This window comes from Salegentibacter sp., assembly GCF_036568425.1.
In the GTDB taxonomy this organism is placed as follows: domain Bacteria; phylum Bacteroidota; class Bacteroidia; order Flavobacteriales; family Flavobacteriaceae; genus Salegentibacter.
Genome location: NZ_DATCSO010000065.1, coordinates 17,767 through 38,544, shown reverse-complemented (window position 1 = coordinate 38,544; position 20,778 = coordinate 17,767). Strand labels below are relative to the sequence as shown.

24 protein-coding genes are annotated in these 20,778 nt (G+C 37.9%); 16 read left to right on the top strand and 8 right to left on the bottom strand.

The window, feature by feature from the left end; all coding sequences use genetic code 11:
• Window positions 1–229 precede the first annotated feature (229 nt).
• Window positions 230–844: a MarC family protein gene (locus VIM94_RS06210; protein WP_332038421.1), complete on the top strand. Its 615-nt coding sequence runs from the start codon at window positions 230–232 to the stop codon at window positions 842–844.
• Window positions 845–847: 3 nt separating this feature from the next.
• Here VIM94_RS06210 and VIM94_RS06205 read toward each other — a convergent pair whose 3' ends face one another.
• Complete coding sequence (locus VIM94_RS06205; protein ID WP_332038420.1) at window positions 848–1,249, bottom strand: hypothetical protein; 402 nt, start codon at window positions 1,247–1,249, stop codon at window positions 848–850.
• Between the two features lie 116 nt (window positions 1,250–1,365).
• Here VIM94_RS06205 and VIM94_RS06200 point away from each other — a divergent pair, with 116 nt between their 5' ends.
• The 4 genes from VIM94_RS06200 to VIM94_RS13150 all read left to right on the top strand — a co-directional run bounded on the left by VIM94_RS06200 (window position 1,366) and on the right by VIM94_RS13150 (window position 4,125).
• The gene (locus tag VIM94_RS06200) at window positions 1,366–1,812 is read left to right on the top strand and encodes an Lrp/AsnC family transcriptional regulator (RefSeq protein ID WP_332038419.1); all 447 of its coding nucleotides are present in this window, start codon (window positions 1,366–1,368) and stop codon (window positions 1,810–1,812) included.
• A 180-nt stretch (window positions 1,813–1,992) separates the two neighbouring features.
• Window positions 1,993–2,190: a DUF1328 domain-containing protein gene (locus VIM94_RS06195; RefSeq protein WP_332038418.1), complete on the top strand. Its 198-nt coding sequence runs from the start codon at window positions 1,993–1,995 to the stop codon at window positions 2,188–2,190.
• Between the two features lie 111 nt (window positions 2,191–2,301).
• A complete protein-coding gene (locus tag VIM94_RS06190) occupies window positions 2,302–3,723 on the top strand; it encodes a hypothetical protein (protein WP_332038417.1) in 1,422 nt (473 codons plus the stop codon).
• Between the two features lie 267 nt (window positions 3,724–3,990).
• The gene (locus VIM94_RS13150; RefSeq protein WP_414707159.1) at window positions 3,991–4,125 is read left to right on the top strand and encodes a DUF1684 domain-containing protein; all 135 of its coding nucleotides are present in this window, start codon (window positions 3,991–3,993) and stop codon (window positions 4,123–4,125) included.
• Between the two features lie 19 nt (window positions 4,126–4,144).
• Here the strand turns inward: VIM94_RS13150 and VIM94_RS06185 are convergent, their stop codons facing one another.
• From VIM94_RS06185 to VIM94_RS06170, 4 genes are all read right to left on the bottom strand, one after another.
• The gene (locus VIM94_RS06185; RefSeq protein ID WP_332038416.1) at window positions 4,145–5,377 is read right to left on the bottom strand and encodes an ammonium transporter; all 1,233 of its coding nucleotides are present in this window, start codon (window positions 5,375–5,377) and stop codon (window positions 4,145–4,147) included.
• A 1-nt stretch (window position 5,378) separates the two neighbouring features.
• Window positions 5,379–5,717 (bottom strand): P-II family nitrogen regulator, encoded by a 339-nt coding sequence (locus VIM94_RS06180; RefSeq protein ID WP_332038415.1) that lies wholly within the window; start codon window positions 5,715–5,717, stop codon window positions 5,379–5,381.
• A 258-nt stretch (window positions 5,718–5,975) separates the two neighbouring features.
• Entirely contained in the window at window positions 5,976–6,350 is a 375-nt protein-coding gene (gene crcB / locus VIM94_RS06175) for a fluoride efflux transporter CrcB (RefSeq protein WP_332038414.1), read from the bottom strand.
• Between the two features lie 5 nt (window positions 6,351–6,355).
• The gene (locus VIM94_RS06170; RefSeq protein ID WP_332038413.1) at window positions 6,356–7,387 is read right to left on the bottom strand and encodes an SRPBCC family protein; all 1,032 of its coding nucleotides are present in this window, start codon (window positions 7,385–7,387) and stop codon (window positions 6,356–6,358) included.
• A 408-nt stretch (window positions 7,388–7,795) separates the two neighbouring features.
• Here VIM94_RS06170 and VIM94_RS06160 point away from each other — a divergent pair, with 408 nt between their 5' ends.
• The gene (locus tag VIM94_RS06160) at window positions 7,796–8,806 is read left to right on the top strand and encodes a Gmad2 immunoglobulin-like domain-containing protein (protein WP_332038411.1); all 1,011 of its coding nucleotides are present in this window, start codon (window positions 7,796–7,798) and stop codon (window positions 8,804–8,806) included.
• Window positions 8,807–8,812: 6 nt separating this feature from the next.
• Here VIM94_RS06160 and VIM94_RS06155 read toward each other — a convergent pair whose 3' ends face one another.
• Entirely contained in the window at window positions 8,813–9,880 is a 1,068-nt protein-coding gene (locus tag VIM94_RS06155) for a branched-chain amino acid aminotransferase (protein WP_332038410.1), read from the bottom strand.
• A gap of 133 nt (window positions 9,881–10,013) precedes the next feature.
• Between VIM94_RS06155 and VIM94_RS06150 the strand changes: the two genes are divergently transcribed.
• The 3 genes from VIM94_RS06150 to VIM94_RS06140 all read left to right on the top strand — a co-directional run bounded on the left by VIM94_RS06150 (window position 10,014) and on the right by VIM94_RS06140 (window position 12,116).
• A complete protein-coding gene (locus tag VIM94_RS06150; RefSeq protein ID WP_332038409.1) occupies window positions 10,014–10,463 on the top strand; it encodes a DUF4920 domain-containing protein in 450 nt (149 codons plus the stop codon).
• A 1-nt stretch (window position 10,464) separates the two neighbouring features.
• Window positions 10,465–11,139, top strand: coding sequence for a tRNA (5-methylaminomethyl-2-thiouridine)(34)-methyltransferase MnmD (gene mnmD, locus VIM94_RS06145; protein WP_332038408.1), 675 nt, complete (start codon window positions 10,465–10,467; stop codon window positions 11,137–11,139).
• Window positions 11,140–11,210: 71 nt separating this feature from the next.
• A complete protein-coding gene (locus VIM94_RS06140; protein WP_332038407.1) occupies window positions 11,211–12,116 on the top strand; it encodes a TIGR01777 family oxidoreductase in 906 nt (301 codons plus the stop codon).
• 47 nt (window positions 12,117–12,163) lie between these two features.
• Here VIM94_RS06140 and VIM94_RS06135 read toward each other — a convergent pair whose 3' ends face one another.
• Entirely contained in the window at window positions 12,164–12,832 is a 669-nt protein-coding gene (locus tag VIM94_RS06135) for a YceI family protein (RefSeq protein WP_332038406.1), read from the bottom strand.
• A gap of 150 nt (window positions 12,833–12,982) precedes the next feature.
• On the opposite strand from VIM94_RS06135, the gene VIM94_RS06130 reads away from it, so the two are divergent.
• The 7 genes from VIM94_RS06130 to VIM94_RS06100 all read left to right on the top strand — a co-directional run bounded on the left by VIM94_RS06130 (window position 12,983) and on the right by VIM94_RS06100 (window position 20,130).
• Window positions 12,983–13,570 carry a nucleotide exchange factor GrpE gene (locus VIM94_RS06130; protein ID WP_332038405.1) on the top strand — a complete coding sequence of 196 codons (588 nt, stop codon included), beginning with the start codon at window positions 12,983–12,985 and terminating at the stop codon, window positions 13,568–13,570.
• Between the two features lie 30 nt (window positions 13,571–13,600).
• The gene (dnaJ, locus tag VIM94_RS06125; RefSeq protein ID WP_332038404.1) at window positions 13,601–14,722 is read left to right on the top strand and encodes a molecular chaperone DnaJ; all 1,122 of its coding nucleotides are present in this window, start codon (window positions 13,601–13,603) and stop codon (window positions 14,720–14,722) included.
• Between the two features lie 210 nt (window positions 14,723–14,932).
• Window positions 14,933–15,862 carry an ATP-binding cassette domain-containing protein gene (locus VIM94_RS06120; protein ID WP_332038403.1) on the top strand — a complete coding sequence of 310 codons (930 nt, stop codon included), beginning with the start codon at window positions 14,933–14,935 and terminating at the stop codon, window positions 15,860–15,862.
• The gene (locus VIM94_RS06115; protein ID WP_332038402.1) at window positions 15,855–17,147 is read left to right on the top strand and encodes an ABC transporter permease; all 1,293 of its coding nucleotides are present in this window, start codon (window positions 15,855–15,857) and stop codon (window positions 17,145–17,147) included. Before VIM94_RS06120 ends, VIM94_RS06115 begins: the two co-directional genes overlap by 8 nt.
• 2 nt (window positions 17,148–17,149) lie before the next feature.
• The gene (locus VIM94_RS06110; protein ID WP_332038401.1) at window positions 17,150–18,055 is read left to right on the top strand and encodes a mechanosensitive ion channel family protein; all 906 of its coding nucleotides are present in this window, start codon (window positions 17,150–17,152) and stop codon (window positions 18,053–18,055) included.
• A 6-nt stretch (window positions 18,056–18,061) separates the two neighbouring features.
• Window positions 18,062–18,961 carry a DUF6268 family outer membrane beta-barrel protein gene (locus VIM94_RS06105; RefSeq protein ID WP_332038400.1) on the top strand — a complete coding sequence of 300 codons (900 nt, stop codon included), beginning with the start codon at window positions 18,062–18,064 and terminating at the stop codon, window positions 18,959–18,961.
• Between the two features lie 2 nt (window positions 18,962–18,963).
• On the top strand, window positions 18,964–20,130 hold the full coding sequence (locus tag VIM94_RS06100; RefSeq protein ID WP_332038399.1) for a sigma-54 dependent transcriptional regulator: 1,167 nt from the start codon (window positions 18,964–18,966) through the stop codon (window positions 20,128–20,130).
• On the opposite strand, the gene VIM94_RS06095 is transcribed toward VIM94_RS06100, so the two are convergent.
• Complete coding sequence (locus tag VIM94_RS06095; RefSeq protein WP_332038398.1) at window positions 20,125–20,727, bottom strand: hypothetical protein; 603 nt, start codon at window positions 20,725–20,727, stop codon at window positions 20,125–20,127. The genes VIM94_RS06100 and VIM94_RS06095 overlap by 6 nt on opposite strands.
• Window positions 20,728–20,778: the final 51 nt, after the last annotated feature.

Sequence of the window (20,778 nt, the reverse complement as noted above, 5' to 3'; positions counted from 1 at the left end):
CGCAAAGCGCCCGGGTAAAGTGTGCGAATCGCTTATCCCGATGAGCGATACGAGATTGGGATCTTTCATATTTCAATATAGCCCTTACAGGTTTCAGAAACCTGCAAGGGCTTTTTATTAATTCAGACTAAAATTTCAATCTTTTAGTTTGTCACTCTGAAATTTCAGCTTAGTTTTGCAGCTTCTTAAAATTAACCTGTAACTTCGTAAGTGTCTAAAGGATAAAACTATGGAAAATTTCTGGTTGTTTGCCATAGGAGTTTTTACCGCGTTTTTTGCGATAAATAATCCTGTGGGAAATATCCCAATCTTTATGAGCCTTACCAAACAGGCCGACAGGAGCCGAAAGAAATTTATTTCTAAAAAAGCCACATTTACCGCTTTTATAATTGTTTCCGGGTTTATAATTTTGGGAAAATACATTTTTGAATTCTTCGGACTTACTATTCCTGCCTTTAAAATCACCGGAGGCCTTCTAGTATTTTTCGTAGGTTTTGAAATGATAAGGGCGCAGCAATCAAGTATTGATAATCAAACTGAAATAGATTTTAATGAAGGGATTTCTATTTCACCATTAGCAATTCCAATTTTGGCAGGTCCCGGTACCATCGTAACAGCAATGAACTACACAACCACAGCCAGTTATCTTGATATGGCAGTTTTGGTAGTGGTTTTTGGACTTGTAATGCTTCTTAATCACCTTGCCTTTATTTCCAGCGATTATTTGGTACGTTTTATAGGCCAGAACAAGATTATTGTAATTGAAAAAATTATGGGGTTGATTATCGCAATAATCGGTACGAACATGCTGATTGAAGGTATAAATTTAGCTTTCCTCGGATAGGAATTAAGCCTTATTGTTTTGGAACCAGTCGGAAACCATCTTGTCGAAAAGAAGGATTTCCTTTCGTAGCAGGTTTAAAAATTCTACCTCTTTAACTCCGCAACCTTCGAGTCTCTTGCAAAGACCTTTAAGGTTTTTGGCCACTGCTCTGATATTTTTTACGCGTTGCAGTCTTGATTCTGAATTAGGAGCACAGGCAGCTGAGGCGATACCCGGAGCCAGTTGCAGGGATTCTGTTACCAGAGAACCAGCCTGGAAATGTTGGGGATTGGTAGAAATATCCATTTCAATAACGTGTTTATCATCAGAAAAATAAGCCGCGATGGCTCTGGAAATCTTAAAGATCTCAATAGCTTTCCTATATACAGGTAGATGATAAGTATTATTGGGAAATGCCGAATCCATTGTAATGATTTTTTTATTTAAAATTACCATGTAATTTACAGTTCTGTCTTTTTTTTTTAAAGCTAACTAATTAATATATCTTTGATTTTAAGGAATAAATGATAAAATAATTAAATATGCAGCTTGATGAATTAAACTGGGCTATTCTTGAAAAGCTTCAAAGAAATGCTCGCAGGTCTTTTTCTGAGATCGGCCGGGAAATAGGATTGAGTTCTCCGGCGGTGGCAGAAAGAGTAAAAAAAATGGAAGATGCCGGAGTAATTTCGGGTTATAAAACGGAAGTTTCCTATCATAAAACAGGACATCAGCTAAAGGCTATAATTACCCTTAGAGCATTTATGGGAAGATTAAAACCATTCCTTGAAAAAGTGATCGAATTCAGAGAAGTTGTGAACTGCTATCGAATTACAGGAAATGAGAATATCATTATGGAAGTCGTACTTTATGACCAGGTTCATCTCACCGAATTCATTGATAGATTAATCACATACGGTGAAATAAAAACCCACATCATTCTTTCTAATGTTATTGAGCATGCCCCTATTAAGAAACGTTTAGGTTAAAAATATTTTAAAGAGGGATACACTACACTTGTTAAAAATTGGCTCTTGACCAGAGAACCTTAACGTATTGTTGAGTTAGAGATATTCTTTTAGTTAAATCCGGACTAATTGTAATTTTATTAATAAATATACGACTAATCTGTGTTTAGATTTGTATCGAACAAAACAATAAAATTAATTATGAGAAAATATAGCCCAATTTTTTTAATACTCGCGGTAGTGACCGGGCTAATAGGCTTTACCGGCCTTAGCTTTTCCGGAATTGAAGTAGTGAGGGTGTTGTTTCTGATATTTGCCGATTTACTGGTAATATCTTTGCTTGCCAAATTGATCTTTCCTTCTGAAAAATTAAAATTACAGCACTTAAAAAATAATTAAAGAATTAATTTCTGCCCCAATAAAAAGGCTTTCCTCTTACATAGATGAAGGCTTTTTTTTATGGAAATAAATTAAATTTCAAAATGTGTATCTTTATATTAAAGGATTAATATGAAACGAGGTTTATTCTTAGGTTTTTTAATAGGTATTCTTTCTTTTGGCCAAATATGGTCGCAGGAAGCGCGTATAGCCAAGGGAGTAGTTGTTGATACTCTTCAGGTGCAGGATAGTATTTCTGAAACCTATTCAATTTATATTCCAAAGGATTTTGAGAATGGTGAAACCTGGCCTGTTCTTGTTATTTTTGACCCGCTAGGTCGTGGAAGATTAACAACCCAGCTTTTTAGAAGTATTGCCGAAAACCAGGGCTATATTATTGCGGCTTCTAATGAAGTTCTAAATAAAACTTCATTACAAACAAATCTACAAGTAGCCAACAGGCTTATAGCCCGTTTGCTATATTCAATACCGGTGAATCCAGAATTGGTGTATGTAGGGGGGATACAGGAAGGTGCTCAACTCGCTTCGGCAACTCCGCTAATCTACGATGATATTCGTGGGGTACTGGCAGTTGGAGATGCCTGGGTTAATCCTGAAATGACCGAAAAGATGAAACCTTTTTTCTTTAGTGCGATAGCTGGTGATGAAGATGCAAATCTTTTTAAAATGCAGGCTATCGTGAATTTTTTTAAGGAGAAAAAAAATCCGGCTGAAATAAATTATTTCGATGGTAACAATAAAGAATGGCCTGATACTTTTGTCTTGAATAATGCCGTATCTGCTTTTAGTTTAGATGCGATAGCCAAAGGGCTTCGGGACGAGGCTCAGGTATATGTGCAAAGTTTATTTGAAAAAGAATTGGAATCTGCCGAGTTCCTTAGACGCCAGAGAAATTATCTCCGGGCATTTGAAAAACTTGAACAAATGGAAGATAAATATGCACTCTTTGATGTAAATCTCGATGAATTGAATGAGCGTATGAAATCTTTAAGTCGGAATAAAGCTTATAGACAACAACGCAGAAATTTTAGGAAAGCAGAGAATATCGAGGCAGAAAAGCAGGAGGAATACCGCTACCTGATGGAAATGGATATCTTAAGTGCCAATTTTGAAAATATCGGTTGGTGGGAATACCAAATGGAAGAACTTGAGGAATTGAATGAGAAAGGCGGTATGGCTGAAAAAAAAGTATATAGCAGATTACAGGATTTCCTGAAAAAACTTTCCTTAAGCCATTTTAATAATGTAATGCAAAGCCAGGCCGGGATCGATATTAAAATTTTTGTGAGTGTATTGAGAACCGTCCTCGATAAAGATGACCCTGAAGCATATTTAAAAATCATCTCCCTTGCTGGTCACGATGGAGATCATCAAACAGCACTCATGTATTTGGAAGACCTATTGAAAACCGGTTATGATAATATGGAAGCTTTGTATAATATAGAAGGAATTCTTGATTTGAAACTAAGCGAAGAGTACAACGATTTGATTAAAAAATACCTGGGAAAATCAAAATACTATAAGCAATCCTAAAATTGAAACAATGGGTTTTTCCCTGCCTTAGGTTTATCATATTTGTACAGCCCTAGAGAGGACTATAGCGAGCAAATAAAGCAACAAGCGATTGATTAAAATTTGCAAATAGATAAAGAGTCTTCCCTTAAAGGAACCGGTTTTAGGATTTTATAAATTGGGATTACTTATTCAGACCAAATTTGTAAGTACACCAACTACGCCTTTATTGGCTATGCCTAATACAACTTCTCCAATGCTGAAACCACCTACTCCGGCAGACGGTATTTGGACTTAAGGATACCGGAGGGTGATTCCATTATTTTAGATTTCAATAAAGCATATAATCCATACTGTGCTTATAGTGGATCATATTACTACCCCCATGGTTCCGAAGGAAAATCACATGGGAATATCTCTTAATGCTGGGCTTGAGCTTTAATCAGCTTTCATTTATTCCCAGGCTGGTATAAGCTGCTGTGCCGTGTTCATGGGCATCCAGTCCTTCAATTTCTTCAATTTCTGTAACTCTTAAACCAATGCTTTTCTTTAATCCAAATAGGATTATAAACGAAGAGGCAACACAAAACAGACCAACGGCTAAGATCCCTGTAATTTGGTTTATTAATTGTGACCAGCCTGCCAATTCGCCGAATATGCCTACGGCCAGAGTACCCCATATTCCACAAACCAGATGAACTGAAATTGCACCCACCGGGTCGTCCAGTCTCAAATTATCAAGAAATGCCACAGCCAAAACTATTAGTACTCCAGAAATGAAACCAATAGCAAGGGCATCAATAACGCCCATCAGGTCAGCACCAGCGGTAATTCCTACTAATCCACCAAGGACACCGTTAAGAATCATACTCAGGTCATTGTCGCGATACCTAAGATAAGATATCACAAAAGCTCCAAGACCTCCCGCCGAAGCAGCAATACAGGTGGTAACCAGTACAAGGGAGGTAGTGGCAGGATCGGCCGAAAGCACAGAGCCTCCATTAAAGCCAAACCAACCAAACCAAAGTAAAAAGACTCCAACTGTAGCGAGTGGGATACTATGACCGGGAATCACACTTATCTTCCCTTCTTTAAACTTTCCAATTCTGGCACCTAATAAAGTAATACTGACTAAGGCTGCCCAACCTCCCACAGAGTGAACCAGGGTAGAGCCCGCAAAATCGTAAAAACCAAGTTCATCCAGAAAACCGCCGCCCCATTTCCACATTCCGGTTATGGGGTAGATGAAGCCAACATACAATATTGAAAAGATTAAAAAACCAGAAAGTTTGATTCGTTCGGCTACTGCGCCAGAGACAATAGTAGCGGCCGTTGCTGCAAACATTGCCTGAAATAGAAAATCAGTATAAAAAGTATAAGCACCATCGGCATAATCGGCAGACAGACCGTTGGAGGGTAAGAGCAACCCAAAATTGGAAAAGCCAAAAACCGCTCCGGAAAAAGTTTCTCCCGGGTACATTAAACTAAAACCAACAAGAGTATAAGAAAGAATCCCGATGATTAGAATCATAACATTTTTAAAGAGAATGTTGATAGTGTTTTTAGCTCGGGTAAGACCGATTTCGAGTAAAGAGAAGCCTAAATGCATTATAAATACAAGGGCTATACAAATCATCATCCATAAGTTATTGGTGGTAAAAACAGCCTGATCCATATTAATTAAGAGATTTTATTCCGGTTTCCCTGGTTCGTATTCTGTAAACTTCTTCGACAGTGGAAATGATTATTTTTCCATCGCCCACATTTCCGGTATAAGCAGTTTCTAAAAGAATATTTACCGCTGCTTCAGTAAAATCGTTGCTAACCACCATAGAAAGCATACGTCTTTGAATGTCGGTGGTGCTATAGGCAACCCCGCGGTACACCTTACCGTGTTTTTCATTTCCAACTCCCGTGACATCCCAGTAGGTAAAGAAATTCACATCAATTTGTTGAAGAGCTTTCTTTACTTCGTCGAATTTTGATTTCCGGATTATTGCTTCAATTTTTTTCATTTAAAGCTTGTCTTTTCGTGTTCATAAGTACTTCTCCTTTTGCTAATCGCATTTCTGTCGAATTACGCTCTTACTATCTTGTAAGATCAAATCGACTATCGATTTGATCCAAAAGTAATAAATAATTCTTCAGAATAACTTATTAAAGGGGGTTTGAGTCTTGTTTCTATTTAAATATAAAAATAAACCCCTAAAAAATCAGGGGTTGCTTGTGTGAAAGTGTATTTTTTGCGAATTACACATATTTGTTTTAGGGGTCTATAATAATTTGGAGAATAAAAGACCTAAAGTGATTGCAAGAACACCCAGGATTATACTACCCAGGGTATAAATTAGGAAATGAAGATAATCTCCCGATTTTAGAAGGGATTGATTTTCAAAGGCAAATGTCGAAAAAGTAGTAAAGCCTCCGCAAAATCCTACGGCAAGAGCAAGATTAATATTTGAATTTAAGGCATTGTTCTTAATGAGCCAGCCAAGAATGATTCCCAGGAGCAGACTACCTACAATATTGACGGTTAGGGTACCGTATGGAATGCTAACATGAGCTTTATTAAGGTATTTGGTAACCAAAAACCTCAAGGCGCTACCAAGGCCACCTCCTAAGAATACAAGAATAATTTGTTTACCCATTAAAACTATTTAATAGGAAAATGAATTTGTGTAACCCAATTTGCCGGGTTGGGGCTACTTTTAGGCCCGGTAATATAGACTTCAAAGATATCTTCTTCTTCGTTCAATTCCAGGCTGTTTTCTTCAATATAATCGAAGGCAGTATCCCAGGCTTCCTGTAGGTTTTTATAATCACCTTTAAGGCTTGCTCTTAGAACTTTTTGCTTGGGGAGATAACCATTAAGTATCCTACTATTATTTGGCGTTATTACCTGGCTTGGAGTAAATATCCCGGCTGAAAAAATTGTTGTGCCGGCACTTTCATCCCTCTCATTATAAAGAGTAAAAGGTTTCCCGCTTATTTCTATATTATTTTTTTCCATATAGGTTTTTACATCTTCAATCATTTTTTGCACACGTTGATTAACCTGGGATGTTTTGCTGGCTGTAGTGGTGTACATATAGTAGCCGCCACCATGCTGTATCACTCCGTCGATATTGATGGTAAACTTTTCCATTTTCTTTAGCACCGAATTTTCCAGGTTCTCTAAACCTTTTGTGAACATTGGTCGCATCATGCTGCTTAAGGTCTCAGACTGAAAACTAAAAGCGAGTTTTTCCATGAAACTCTGGGTACCTTTCATTCCCCAGGTAACTTTTGTGCTGTCTTCCATTTTGTTGAATTCCCAGTAAATATCACTTGTAGAGGTGCCAAACTGGGTGTCAAAGCTAATTTGTTGGTCTATGCTTGAGAAAGGTTTAACATCCAGGGTTTTGATCCTGCCGTCTCCTATCTTTTCACTCTTCCAGGAATAGCCGGCATCTTTACCCCGGGTTTTCTCATTATATTCAAAAACCATATCCTCGGCCTCCTGAGACCAGGGTTCCCAATTTTGCCAGTTATGATATTCATTCACTTCATTAAAAACCACTTCAACCGGAGCCGGAATTATTCGGGTTTCTTGAATGTGATATTCCCCATCTTTTGTAGCGATATAAATTGAACCGGCAATTACAATAATAAGAAGTAAAAAAAGAAGATATTTAAATATTTTCATTTTTGGCAGTAGTTGATTATACTGCTAATATAAAGAATTTAACAAACCAATTTTCCCTATTTCCGGTTAGATTAATGACCGAGCCATGATTTCAGGAAAAAAAGAAGAATTATGAATGCAATAAAACCAATTAATACGTAAATACTGCCTTTATAATACTTTTTGTGCAGTTTGGTATCTTTTCGGTAGGAAATGATAATTATTGTAACAAATGCTAAGATAAAGAGGGCAGCAAATACTAATTGTCCGGTGCTAAACATTCTGTATAGTTTGTGACAAAGTTACATTTTTATAGTTTTATTTTCTCTAATTATTACAGAACAAAAAGGAAACTAATTGATCATTAAAGTCAGGATCATCTAATTAAATGGTTCTTTCGAAAACCTGTGCAAATATTAAAAGAAAAATATGAAATACACTCTCTACATTTTAGTGGTTTTTTTGAGTTTTTTATCTTGTAAAGAAAAAACCGAAAAAGAATCACAAACCACTAGAGACACTAAAAGTAGTGCGGTAAAAAGATCTTCCAAACCATATAGTTCAAAAGATTTCCAGCTTGTGTTTAAATTTCCTGAAAATTATGAGGTCAGAGAAGATAGCCTTGCCGGGCAGACGCCCGTGATAAATGTATTCAGAAAGAATAATACCGGGACTCCTCCCTACGGAATTCATGAGGATTTCGAAAATGCTTATATTTCGTTTCTTCCTCAAGGCTATGGGGTAGACGGCCCCACTGGTGCTCAAAAATCCATTGAGGAATTCGGGAACCCACTACCTATTTCCTTTACAATTGATAAAAGAAAATCCCGGGTTTATTTACTGAATAATGGGGATGTTTGGGGTTTTTACCTTCGCTTTGAGACCCCTCTGGAAAGCTGGACTGAATATGGCGGTATTTTTATCAGGTATAAAGTACGCGATTTCACAGCCCGTTGTATTTCCTCCGGCAATAAAGAAAAGCCTATGGAAGAATGCGATCCCATGGGTAGTGATAGGATTAAATATTTGGGGGAAGTTGATGCAAAATCTAAAAAAGAGATAAATCAAATTTTGAAGAGTCTTTGGTTTTCCCGAAAAAATTATGATCGTAAGGAAATCTCCAATTTAATAAGGATTGAAAAACCGGCTTCAGGAAAAACGATAGCATCTCCTCTCCAGATAAAAGGGGAAGCTCGCGGGAGCTGGTTTTTTGAAGCTACAGCTCCCGTGGAACTATTGGATGGGAATTTTCAATTCCTTGGTAGAAGCTACATAGAAGTTGTGAATTCCGATTGGATGACCGAAGATTTTGTAAGCTTTGAAGGAAGTATTGATTTTAAAAAGTCGGATACCGAAAACGGTTTTTTACTGTTTAGAAAAAACAATGCTTCCGGAAAGCCTGAACTGGACCGGACACTTAGAATCCCCGTTAAATTTTAAAAAGGCTTATTTTACTTCGTATCTCCAGCCGTATTTATCTTCCGCTTGGTTATACTGGATTTTCATCAGTTTATCCTTAAAGAAATCAGCGTAAGAATCTTCTAACTTTGGAAGTTCAAATTTTTCACCTTTGTGACCAAAACCAACAATTGGGTTGATTACGGCTGCAGTACCGGCACCAAACATCTCTTTTAGCTCTCCCTTTCTTGCTGCTTCAACAATTTCTTTTACGCTTACTTTTCTAACTTCAACAGGGATATTGAATTCTTCCGCCAAAGTAATAAGACTTTTTCGGGTAACCCCATCAAGGATTCTGTCACTAGTAGGAGCAGTGAGCAATTTATCTCCAACTCTGAAGAAAATATTCATGGTTCCTGCTTCCTCGAGGTATTCATGAGTATTAGCATCTGTCCAAACTATTTGCTGGAAGCCTTCTTCTTTTGCCAGGTTTGTAGGATGGAACTGCGCAGCATAGTTTCCTGCTGCCTTGGCATATCCTACCCCGCCATCGGCAGCACGGCTAAAGGTTTCAGAAAATTTCACTCTTACTTCTCCGCTGTAATAAGCCTGTGCCGGAGAGCAAATAATCATGAATTTATATTTGGTAGATGGCGCCGCAGAAACACATTCTTCTGTAGCGATCACAAAAGGACGGATATACAGGGAATTCCCAAAACCTTTCTGAATCCATTCCTTGTCTATTTTTAACAACTCTTCAAGACCATTGAAGAAATAATCCTTCGGAAATTCGGGAATGGCAAGTCTTGCACCAGAAACATTTATGCGCTTAAAATTCTCCTCTGGCCTGAAAAGCCAGATTTTATCATCTTCATCTTTAAAAGCTTTCATTCCTTCGAACACCGCTTGCCCATAATGGAAAACTTTGGCCGATGGCATAAGTTCTATTGGACCATAGGGTTTTATTCTTGGGGTCTTCCACTTTCCATTTTCATAATCACACTCCAGCATGTGATCGGTAAATATTTCACCGAATACGAGCTTGTCTAGCTTAGTTTGGTCAAGTTTTGAGGTGGAAGATTTTATAATTTCGAGAGAGGAAGTGTTGGTTTTCATTGATTTAAATTTAGTTAACAAATTTACCGAAATAATGGCAGAATAAAAATCAAAAGTTTTGGTAAATTAGTTTTTTGCTAATCACTTAAGCCCATCCACAATGAAAAAAATGTTTTCTGTAAGCTCCTTATTTATGGCCTTATTTTTATGGAATATGAGTTTTGCACAAAATTCTGTAGCTGCTTCCTACTCTTCTTACGGAGAGAAAATTTCTCATGAAAAGACGATGGAGCCCCTAAGGGCCCAAACAAAATTTGACCTTTTGAAGATTGGAGATACAATAGATCTTAAGTTTTCGACTAAAGTGAAAAGCGTTTGCAAGATGAAAGGCTGCTGGATGGTACTCGAACTACCCGGAGATGAAGTACGAGTAACTTTTAAAGACTATGGTTTTTTTGTTCCAAAAGATATCCAAAACAAAGAAGTAATTGTTGCTGGTAAGGCTTATCTGGAAGAAATTTCGGTGGAAGATCAAAAACATTACGCAAGGGATGAAGGAAAAACGCCAGAGGAAATTGACCTTATCAAAAAACCTGCTTTAACCCGGTCTTTTGTGGCCCACGGAGTGTTATTAAAAGAATAGTTTGGAAAGAAAGATTATAAAAACCGCCGACGGATCGGTTACTATTCATTTACCGGAATGGGATGAACAATATCATTCCAAGCACGGCGCGGTGCAGGAAGCCCAACATGTTTTTATCAAAATGGGGTTGCATCATTTTTTAAAACAAAACCTTAAACCTCAAATTTCTATACTTGAAATAGGGTTCGGAACAGGGCTTAACGCTTTTATCACTTTTCTGGAAGTTCAAAAGCTTCCATTGCAATTTAAATATACAGGAGTGGAAGCCTACCCTGTTACTTCTGAAGAAATCGCTGCTTTGAATTATGCTGAAAACCTTTCCGCAGAAAAGGAAAATTGGGCTTTACAGAAAATGCATGATAGCCCCTGGGAAAAACCGCTACAAATTAGTGCCAATTTCTGCTTGTTGAAACTTCAGCAGAAATTTGATAAGATCAATTCAAAAGATGAGTTTGACATTATTTACTTTGATGCATTTGGGGCCAGGGTACAACCTGAACTATGGACTGAGGAAATTTTTAAAATCATGTACGCAGCTTTAAAAAAAGAGGGAATCCTCGTTACCTATTCGGCAAAAGGAAGTGTTAGGCGTGCTCTGCAAAGTGTAGGTTTTATCGTTGAAAGACTTCCCGGCCCGCCAGGAAAACGGGAAATGTTAAGAGCGACAAAAAATTGAAATGGAAACCTGTTAAACCTCTAATAAAGTCTTGGGGTAGCCCGTGGCAAGTGCTTACCTTGTAAAGAAAAATGCGTGTATTAATTACCGGAGCTACCGGCCTTATTGGAACAAGGGTAACCCAAATATGTCATGAAAAAGGTATTAAAGTAAATTACCTTACTACCACCAAAGACAAAATTGAATCCCAATCTGATTATAAAGGATTTTACTGGAATCCCGAAAAAGGTGAAATGGACCCTGAGGCTTTTAAAGGGGTTAGTGCTATAATTAATCTTGTTGGAGAAAATATTGCTAAGCGCTGGACGCAAGAGCAAAAGGATAAGATCTTGAGCAGCCGGGTAGATACTGCGGCCCTGTTGCATAAGAGCCTTCAGAATAACAATCATCATATCACTCATTTTATTTCTGCCAGTGCTATTGGGATATACCCCAGCTCTCTGGAAAAACTTTATACCGAAGATAATGAGGCTGTAGATGATTCTTTTGTAGGGAAGGTGGTCGTCCAGTGGGAAGAAGCCGCAGATAATTTTCGTGACCTGGGGATGGAAGTGACTAAGGTACGAATTGGTCTTGTATTGGCCCGCGAGGGTGGTTTGTTGGAAAAGCTTAAGGAACCTGTAAATTTTAACGTGGGCTCTCCGCTAGGCAGCGGAAAACAATGGCAATCATGGATACATATAAATGATGTAGCAGGAATTTTTGTGCATACCCTTGAAAATAAACTTGAAGGTACTTATAATGCTGTGGCTCCCAATCCTGTGACCAACAAGGAATTGGTTAATCAGGTTGCTTCTAAAATGGGGAAATCGGTTTGGTTGCCGAATGTTCCTGCAATAGCAATTAAAGCAGTGCTTGGAGAGATGTCAAGACTTGTTTTGTCCAGTCAGTTGGTGAGTAGCAATAAAATAGAACAAGCAGGATATAGATTTGAATATACTAATGTAGCAAAGGCCCTTGAAGATCTTATGCAATAAAAAAAGCCACCAATTTTGGTGACTTTTTATTGATATTATTAGTGATTTCAGGATTTTTCGGCAACTAGCCTTAGCCTTAAATTTATATCATCGTAAACAAAGTTATCTCCAAGACCGTCAAAAACTGATTTTGATCCGAAATTAACTTTCCAGTTGGTGCGATCAATGCTGAATTCATTACTTGAAATTTCAACCTGATCTCCGCGATTAGTAATGTTAACCGGAAAGCTTATATTTTTGGTCTCTTCTTTTATAGTAAGATTACCAGAAAGCATTGTCTGCCCGTTTTCTTCGGTTATATCGGTGATTTCGAAAGTAGCTTCAGGATATTCTTCGGTATTAAAAAAATCTCCTTCCTTGCCTTTAACGGTACCTTTTAGATGGGCTTCAAGGTCAGATCGATCCTTACCTTTTAGGTCGCTTACTTCTATTGATTTCATGTCAATTACAAACCTTCCACTTTCAATGGTACTGTCGTTTGCCTTGAAGGAGCCTTCTGCGAGTTTTATAGTTCCTGTATGAGTGGCGGTAGGTTTTCGGCCTTTCCAGTGAATAACAGATTCGTCGGTTTTCACTTTAAAAGTTTCAGCTTCAAGAGTGGCTTCTCTGGCATCCTGGGCATCACCGGTTTTGGCCTTATTGTTTTCGTTTTTACACCCTGTAATAGCTAAACCTAGAAAAGCAATAATAAATGTTTTACTCAAAAGTTTGTTCATGTTTAGTCGATTTAGTTGTGAATTCAAATTTAAGCTTTCTGTTATACGAGATTCTTAAAACATTATTAAAAAGAATTTGTGACATTTTGACATTTGATAAGAATTGGCAATACTTTTGACCGTTTGTGCCCGTATTTAAATGCTGAAAAAATGAGTAAAAAGAAAACAGATAAAACCAAAGATCAGGTAGAAGATAATTCGGTTAAAGATAAAGTAGAAGACGTTATTGATGAGGCTATTGAAGACCTTGAAGAAAATGCTGATAATAAGCAGGACGATGACGACTTTTCTGAAACCGATAAACTAAAAGAAGAGGTTCAGAAGGAAAAAGATAAGTTTCTGCGTCTCTTTGCTGAATTTGAAAACTATAAGAGACGTACTTCAAAAGAAAGGCTGGAATTGTTTAAAACTGCCAACCAGGAAGTAATGTCAGCAATGTTACCTGTGCTGGACGATTTTGACAGGGCATTAAACGAAATTCAAAAAACCGAAGATAAAAATCTGCTTAAAGGGGTTGAACTTATTCACAATAAGTTGAGGGAAACCTTAAAGAACAAAGGGCTGGAGCCTATGAATGTAGAAAAAGGCGACTCTTTTGATTCAGATCTGCATGAAGCGATCACCCAGGTTCCGGCACCTTCAGAAGATCTTAAAGGCAAGATTGTTGATGTAGTGGAGCGTGGTTACAAACTTGGAGAGCGTATAATTCGCTATCCTAAAGTAATTACCGGGAAATAAAAGCATTTTTTTGAATCGCAAAAACACCAAATGAAAGAAGATTATTACGACATATTAGGAATTAGTAAAGGTGCTTCTACTGCCGAAATAAAAAAAGCATATCGTAAGATGGCTATTAAGTATCATCCGGATAAAAATCCTGATGATCCTAAAGCCGAAGAAATGTTTAAAAAATCGGCAGAGGCTTATGAAGTTTTAAGCAACGAAGACAAGCGTGCCCGTTATGACAGGTTTGGTCACCAGGCTTTTGAAGGTGGCGGCGGCTTTGGCGGCGGCGGAATGAATATGGATGACATCTTCAGCCAGTTTGGCGATATTTTTGGCGGCGGTTTTGGAGGTGGAGGTTTCTCTGGTTTCGGAGGAGGCTTTGGCGGCGGAAGACGTCGGGCCAAAGGCAGTAATCTTCGTATTCGCGTTTCGCTTAGCCTTGAGGAAATTGCTAACGGTACTGAGAAAAAGATTAAAGTTAAACGTAAAGTTCAGGCTCCCGGAACTACTTATAAAACCTGTAGTACCTGTAACGGTACAGGACAAGTGACCCGGGTGACCAATACTATTTTAGGAAGAATGCAAACCGCATCTCCTTGTGGTACCTGTAGCGGTTCTGGCCAGATTATAGACCAGAAACCTGCCGATGCCGATGCTCAGGGACTTAAAATGCAAGAAGAAACTGTTTCCATAAAAATTCCTGCAGGGGTAGAAGAAGGAATGCAGCTTAAGGTTGGAGGTAAAGGGAATGATGCTCCCGGAGATGGAGTTCCAGGAGATCTTCTCGTTGCAATAGAGGAGAAAGAGCATCCAAGTTTACAGCGTGAGGGCGACAACCTTCATTATGATTTGTATGTAAGTCTCTCTGAAGCCGTGTTGGGAACCTCGAAAGAGATCGAAACGGTTAATGGAAAAGTTCGTATTAAAATAGATGAAGGTGTGCAATCCGGAAAAATCCTAAGATTACGCGGTAAAGGTATTGGTAACCTTAACGGCTATGGAAAAGGAGATCTTTTGGTGCATGTAAATGTATGGACCCCTAAAACTATTAACAGGGAACAGAAGGATTTCTTTGAACGAATGGCCAATGATGAAAACTTCCAGCCAAATCCGGAGAAATCTGATAAATCCTTCTTTGAAAAGGTTAAAGATATGTTTTCTTAATACTCCCATTTTAAGAAATTATTTATATATTTGATTATCACTAAGTCTTTTGGTGATAATTTTTCTTTTTCATAGCAATTTTTTTCCCATCCTTAATGAAATTAAGGGTGGGTTTTGCTTTTTACACGGGATAGTAAATTATAAATTCTTCTTAATTCAAAACCTCTCTCCTGCCATTTCAATATCTTTACCAATAACGAAACCTTACGTATGGATAACCTCTTAGTGGCAGAAAATATTTACAAATCCTTTGGAAATTATACTGCGCTAAATAATGTTTCTATAAATGTTCCCCGAGCCAGCGTTTTTGGTCTTTTAGGCCCAAATGGTGCCGGAAAGACCACGCTCTTAAGAATTATTAACCAAATCACTATGCCAGACCGTGGCACTATTTTTTTGGATAATAAACCCTTACATGCTAATGACATTCAGTATATAGGTTATCTGCCGGAAGAAAGAGGGCTTTATAAATCCATGAAAGTAGGGGAGCAGGCTCTTTACCTTGCACAATTAAAAGGACTTTCTAAAGTTGAAGCCAAACAGCGTTTGGAATACTGGTTTGAAAAACTTGAGATTTCTGGATGGTGGAATAAGAAGATTCAGGAGCTTTCTAAAGGAATGGCCCAAAAGGTGCAGTTTGTGATTACGGTGCTTCACCAACCAAAATTGCTGATTTTTGATGAACCTTTTAGTGGTTTTGACCCTGTTAATGCAAGGCTTATTAAGCGCGAGATTCTTCAATTAAAAGAAGAAGGAGCAACCATACTTTTTTCCACCCACCGTATGGAAAGTGTAGAGGAACTTTGTGATTATATGGCTCTTATCCATAAATCGAATAAGCTGCTGGATGGTCGCGTTTCTGATATTAAAAAGGAGTATAAGTCAAATACTTTTGAAGTGGGAATGGAAGCCAGGAATGAACCTGAATTACTGGCAGAGCTTCAGCAAAAATTTATAGTGAGTAATGCTACTTTTAAAAGTATTCATGCCGATCTGAAATTAAAAATACAACTTCAGGATAATGAATCGGCAAATGATTTATTGGAATTTCTTATAAATCGTGCACAGATAAATCATTTTGTAGAGGTAATTCCTTCAGTAAACGATATTTTCATCCAAACTGTTACCCGGGATGCGTAATTTGAAATTAATCATAAGGCGCGAGTACCTTGCAAGAGTAAGGAATAAAACCTTTATCATCATGACATTTTTAAGTCCGTTGATTTTGGTTGGGATGTTTATGCTGGTAGGATATTTAAGTATGTTGAATAGCAGCGAGCAGCAAATAATCGGGCTTTATGATGAGACCGGTATTTTTTCATCTGATTTTAAAGATGGAAAACAGGTTCAATATCTTGATTTCTCAAATCTTTCCTTCGAGGAAGCCTTGCTTAAGGTTAAGGAACAGGAATATTATGGTTTGATTTATATTCCTGAAAAAGAGAATGGGGAAGTAGGTCAGGTTCAGTTTTTTGGTTTAGAACCCCCGGGGTTGGGTACAGTACAGGTCGTGAAGAATACCATCTCTGAAAGGCTTACCAAGAGGGAATTGATGCAGCGGGGGATAGACATTAGCGCTATGGAAGCGGCAGAAGTAAAAGTGGATGTTGAAATTCAGAATTTTTCCGGACAGCGAACTTCCAAGATGTCCGTCTATATTAAGATGATCTTTGGAGGTATTGCCGGTTATTTGTTAATGATGTTCATTATCATTTATGGAAATATGGTGATGCGCAGTGTGATTGAGGAGAAAACCAATCGCATTATCGAAATAATAGTATCTTCGGTAAAACCCATACATCTTATGTTAGGTAAAGTTTTGGGAACTTCTCTCGCAGGATTAACCCAATTCAGTATCTGGGTAATACTGGGAGCAGTATTATTGTGGTTAGCTAGCTTCACCCTGGGAATTGATGTTTTATCCGCTCAAAAGGAACAGATGGAAATGATGGGGCAAATGGGCCAATCTGATCTTAGCCTTTTTCTTGCTGATATATATAATTTACCATTGCTAAGCTTGTTTGTATTTTTTGTGATCTATTTTCTGGGGGGATATTTTCTATATAGTTCCATCTATGCAGCAATTGGTGCTGCGGTAGACAGCGAAACCGATACTCAACAATTTATGTTTCCTGTAATTCTCCCGTTAATGCTGGGGATTTACGTTGGATTTTTTGCAGTGATTGAAAATCCCCACGGTACTATTTCAACCGTTTTTTCCATGATTCCCTTCACCTCCCCAATTGTTATGTTAATGCGTATTCCTTTTGGAGTACCGTGGTATGAGCTGTTATTTTCTTTAATCTTGCTTTTAATTACTAATTTAGGCGTAGTGTGGCTTGCTTCAAAAATTTACAGGGTTGGAATATTGATGTATGGTAAAAAGGCTACCTATAAAGAATTATTCAAATGGCTTAAATATTAAAAATGCAGGATCAAAGCGCAGTAGAAAATATAAAAGAGGTAATAGAACAGGATATCTGGGGGCTAATTAAGGATATCTGGAACCATGTATTGTTTTCTTATGACCTGGGGGGAGATAGGATTCATATCACTGTTGGATTGATTTTACTAATAATTTTAGTTTTTGCTCTTACCAGTACCATCCTTAGAGTAATAAGAACTTTTGCTACAGGAAAACTCGGTGAAGAGGATAAGATGAAATTTATAAGTGTCTTTAAATTCATAAAATATTTCATCTATGTTGTAGTAATTTTAATAACCCTAAGCTCTGCAGGGATAGATATTACAATACTTTTAACAGCATCGGCGGCCTTATTTGTTGGTTTAGGATTAGCTTTACAGGAGTTATTTCAAGATGTGATAGGAGGAATATTTATCATTCTGGACAAATCACTTCTGGTTGGAGATGTCATTGAAGTTAACGGGCGGGTAGGAAGAGTATTTGAAATTAAACTGCGAACCACTAGAGCAATTACTCGTGACGATAAAGTGATGATAATTCCCAATCATAAATTCATGAGTGATGTGGTATATAACTTTACACAAAATCATAAAACCACTCGGGAAATGGTGAAAGTGGGTGTGGCCTACGGAAGCGATACGCAATTGGTTAAACAAATCCTGCTTGAGTGTGCAAAGGATAATAATAGTATTCTTGATACTCCAGATCCCTTTGTCCTTTTCGAAGATTTTGGAGACTCAGCATTATTGTTTGCGGTACATTTTTACGTGAGCGATAGTTTTGTTGACCCCAAGATAAAGAGTAACCTGAGGTTTAAAATAGACAAGGAATTTAGAAAGAATAAGATTACCATTCCATTCCCGCAGCGGGATGTACATATTTTTAATGACAACCTATCTAAAAAATAGAAAGAGATGTGTAGACCTGTGATTTTTTTTGGTTTATTCCTGTTGTTGGTAGGAGCCACTACGAAAGTTTCGGCTCAAACAACCGATCTTGCCAGAATTGAATATACTTATTTCCCGCAATCAAACTCTGATAATTCCTTCAGAAGATTTCGCAGTTTCGCCAATTTCCCAATAAGACTTAACGAGAAAGAAGCTTATCTTATTCCGGGGGTGGAGTACCGCAATGTGAACTTTATGTATGAAGATTCTGAAAATTTTAATACTCAAAATCTGGATCGCTTCCATTCGTTTAAAGGGAATCTGGCTTATACTTTTAAGTTAAGTGAAGATTGGCGGTTTGCTGCAGAGGCAGGTCTAAAGATCGCCTCAAATCTTACAACCGATAAAGTGATCAATGATGACCTTATTTATATAGGTTCAGTTTATTTCGTAAAGATAAAAGAGGATGAACGCTATGTAGAGCCCTGGCGATTAATTCTGGGTTTAAATTATTCTACAACCACCGGGTTTCCTTTCCCGCTGCCAATTGTGAATTATTATAAGAGATTTCATCCCAACTGGTCTTATACCGTAGGAACTCCAAAATCTAATTTAAAACATTATTTTAATGATAAGCATTCCATGCAGGCTTTTGTGACCCTGGATGGATTTTTCGCAAATATTCAGGAGAATTTTCGTGTACAAACTCCCTCAAATGGAATTGCCGAAAGTATTTCCATGACAATTCTTCTTAGCGGTTTGGGATATGAATATAACTTTACCGATCATATTTCATTTTATACCTATGCAGGTTATACCTTGTTGAATGATATTCGTTTGCGGGATAAAGACATGGAAGATCTATACACAATTAATAAAACCAATACGTTTTATGCCCGTGGAGGTTTAAAATTTAGTATATTATAATTATGGCAAAAATTTTATTGATAGAAGACGAAGCATCTATAAGAAGGGTTTTGGTAAAAATCCTTACTGAAGAAAATTCAAAGTATTCCGTAGTTGAGGCTGAGAATGGCCTGGTGGGAACCGAAAAGATAAAAGACGAGGATTTTGACCTGGTTCTCTGTGATATTAAAATGCCCAAAATGGATGGAGTTGAAGTCCTTGAAGCCATTAAAAAAATAAAACCGGAAGTCCCTGTGGTAATGATCTCCGGTCATGGAGATCTGGATACCGCTGTAAATACTATGAAGATGGGAGCTTTTGATTACATTTCTAAACCACCAGACCTTAATCGCTTGTTAAATACCGTTCGAAATGCTCTGGATCGCAAAGAACTTGTGGTGGAAAATACCCGCCTCAAGAAGAAAGTTAGCAAGAACTTTGAAATGATAGGTGAGTCTGAAGCCATCCAACATATAAAAGACCTTATAGAAAAAGTCGCCCCTACAGATGCCCGTGTTTTAATTACCGGGCCCAATGGTAGTGGAAAGGAGCTTGTGGCGCATTGGCTTCACCAGAAGAGCGATCGTTCTTCAGGGCCTATGGTAGAGGTTAATTGTGCCGCTATACCTTCAGAATTAATAGAAAGTGAGCTTTTTGGTCATGTTAAAGGGGCCTTTACCTCGGCTAATAAAGATCGTGCAGGAAAATTTGAGCTTGCTAACGGAGGTACTATTTTTCTGGATGAAATAGGGGATATGAGCCTCTCGGCGCAGGCAAAAGTGCTGCGGGCGCTTCAGGAAAGTAAAATATCAAGGGTAGGAAGCAGTAAGGATATAAAAGTAGATGTTCGCGTGATTGCTGCTACTAATAAAGACCTGAAGAAAGAGATTGAAGAGAAAAGATTTAGAGAAGACCTTTACCACCGGTTGGCTGTAATTTTGATTCAGGTACCAGCTTTAAACGACAGGCGTGAAGATATACCGCTTCTGGTGGAGTATTTTGGCGAAAAGATAGCCAATGAACATGGTACAAATAAGAAACAGTTCACTCCTGAAGCCTTAAAACTTTTGAAGGAATACGACTGGCGTGGTAATATTCGGGAACTGCGAAATGTTGTTGAGCGCCTTATTATTTTAGGAGGAAACGAGGTGACCGAAGACGATGTAAAGGTTTTCGCAGGGAAATTATAAACGCTGGTCTTTAGCCGGCGGGATATATCGTAAAAAATACATGGTATCCCCGCTGGGGTGGTTCCACTCGTGAAAAAGTTCAAATCCGAAACGCTGGTATACAACAGAATTCTTACGTATTCGGGTTTCAGCATAAAGAGGAATTTGGTATTCCCGGGCTTGCCGGTAAAACTCATCCTTCATCTCTTTACCAACCTGGGTATCAGCGCCTCTGGAATCGGCAAGGATTCCCCAGAACCAACAGTACAGGTAGTCACCTTCGGCAGGACGCTGCTTTTTGATATAATTCTGATTTTTAATAATGCTTAGAGCATTTTTTATTCCCGTAACATTAATAACCAGGCCTAACTGTGTCCAGATATCCTTCCAAAAGCTATCGTCTTTACTGTTGGTTTTAAATAAAATGGCTATTCCTTTTCCGTTTTTAGAAATAATAAGAGCATCTTTTTCTATTGCTTTCTCCACCATATGGGTAGCGAGATATTGAAAGCGTTTATGCCTGTTTCCACCTTTTTTAACGATATCCATTGAAGAAGGAATCTCCTTTAAAAGGCTGGTTACTTTTTCTATTATCTCCTGTTTTTCTTCCTTTTTCAAGCCAAAGTATTTTAATGGGCGAAGATAAAAAAAATGTTTCTTAAAGATTGT

What these genes read in the sequence shown, in the direction of transcription:
- VIM94_RS06210 (WP_332038421.1), top strand. Translation starts at nt 230, where the DNA reads ATGGAAAATTTCTGGTTGTTTGCCATAGGAGTTTTTACCGCGTTTTTT.
- VIM94_RS06205 (WP_332038420.1), bottom strand. Translation starts at nt 1,249, where the DNA reads ATGGATTCGGCATTTCCCAATAATACTTATCATCTACCTGTATATAGG.
- VIM94_RS06200 (WP_332038419.1), top strand. Translation starts at nt 1,366, where the DNA reads ATGCAGCTTGATGAATTAAACTGGGCTATTCTTGAAAAGCTTCAAAGA.
- VIM94_RS06195 (WP_332038418.1), top strand. Translation starts at nt 1,993, where the DNA reads ATGAGAAAATATAGCCCAATTTTTTTAATACTCGCGGTAGTGACCGGG.
- VIM94_RS06190 (WP_332038417.1), top strand. Translation starts at nt 2,302, where the DNA reads ATGAAACGAGGTTTATTCTTAGGTTTTTTAATAGGTATTCTTTCTTTT.
- VIM94_RS06185 (WP_332038416.1), bottom strand. Translation starts at nt 5,377, where the DNA reads ATGGATCAGGCTGTTTTTACCACCAATAACTTATGGATGATGATTTGT.
- VIM94_RS06180 (WP_332038415.1), bottom strand. Translation starts at nt 5,717, where the DNA reads ATGAAAAAAATTGAAGCAATAATCCGGAAATCAAAATTCGACGAAGTA.
- crcB (WP_332038414.1), bottom strand. Translation starts at nt 6,350, where the DNA reads ATGGGTAAACAAATTATTCTTGTATTCTTAGGAGGTGGCCTTGGTAGC.
- VIM94_RS06170 (WP_332038413.1), bottom strand. Translation starts at nt 7,387, where the DNA reads ATGAAAATATTTAAATATCTTCTTTTTTTACTTCTTATTATTGTAATT.
- VIM94_RS06160 (WP_332038411.1), top strand. Translation starts at nt 7,796, where the DNA reads ATGAAATACACTCTCTACATTTTAGTGGTTTTTTTGAGTTTTTTATCT.
- VIM94_RS06155 (WP_332038410.1), bottom strand. Translation starts at nt 9,880, where the DNA reads ATGAAAACCAACACTTCCTCTCTCGAAATTATAAAATCTTCCACCTCA.
- VIM94_RS06150 (WP_332038409.1), top strand. Translation starts at nt 10,014, where the DNA reads ATGGCCTTATTTTTATGGAATATGAGTTTTGCACAAAATTCTGTAGCT.
- VIM94_RS06140 (WP_332038407.1), top strand. Translation starts at nt 11,211, where the DNA reads ATGCGTGTATTAATTACCGGAGCTACCGGCCTTATTGGAACAAGGGTA.
- VIM94_RS06135 (WP_332038406.1), bottom strand. Translation starts at nt 12,832, where the DNA reads ATGAACAAACTTTTGAGTAAAACATTTATTATTGCTTTTCTAGGTTTA.
- VIM94_RS06130 (WP_332038405.1), top strand. Translation starts at nt 12,983, where the DNA reads ATGAGTAAAAAGAAAACAGATAAAACCAAAGATCAGGTAGAAGATAAT.
- dnaJ (WP_332038404.1), top strand. Translation starts at nt 13,601, where the DNA reads ATGAAAGAAGATTATTACGACATATTAGGAATTAGTAAAGGTGCTTCT.
- VIM94_RS06120 (WP_332038403.1), top strand. Translation starts at nt 14,933, where the DNA reads ATGGATAACCTCTTAGTGGCAGAAAATATTTACAAATCCTTTGGAAAT.
- VIM94_RS06115 (WP_332038402.1), top strand. Translation starts at nt 15,855, where the DNA reads ATGCGTAATTTGAAATTAATCATAAGGCGCGAGTACCTTGCAAGAGTA.
- VIM94_RS06110 (WP_332038401.1), top strand. Translation starts at nt 17,150, where the DNA reads ATGCAGGATCAAAGCGCAGTAGAAAATATAAAAGAGGTAATAGAACAG.
- VIM94_RS06105 (WP_332038400.1), top strand. Translation starts at nt 18,062, where the DNA reads ATGTGTAGACCTGTGATTTTTTTTGGTTTATTCCTGTTGTTGGTAGGA.
- VIM94_RS06100 (WP_332038399.1), top strand. Translation starts at nt 18,964, where the DNA reads ATGGCAAAAATTTTATTGATAGAAGACGAAGCATCTATAAGAAGGGTT.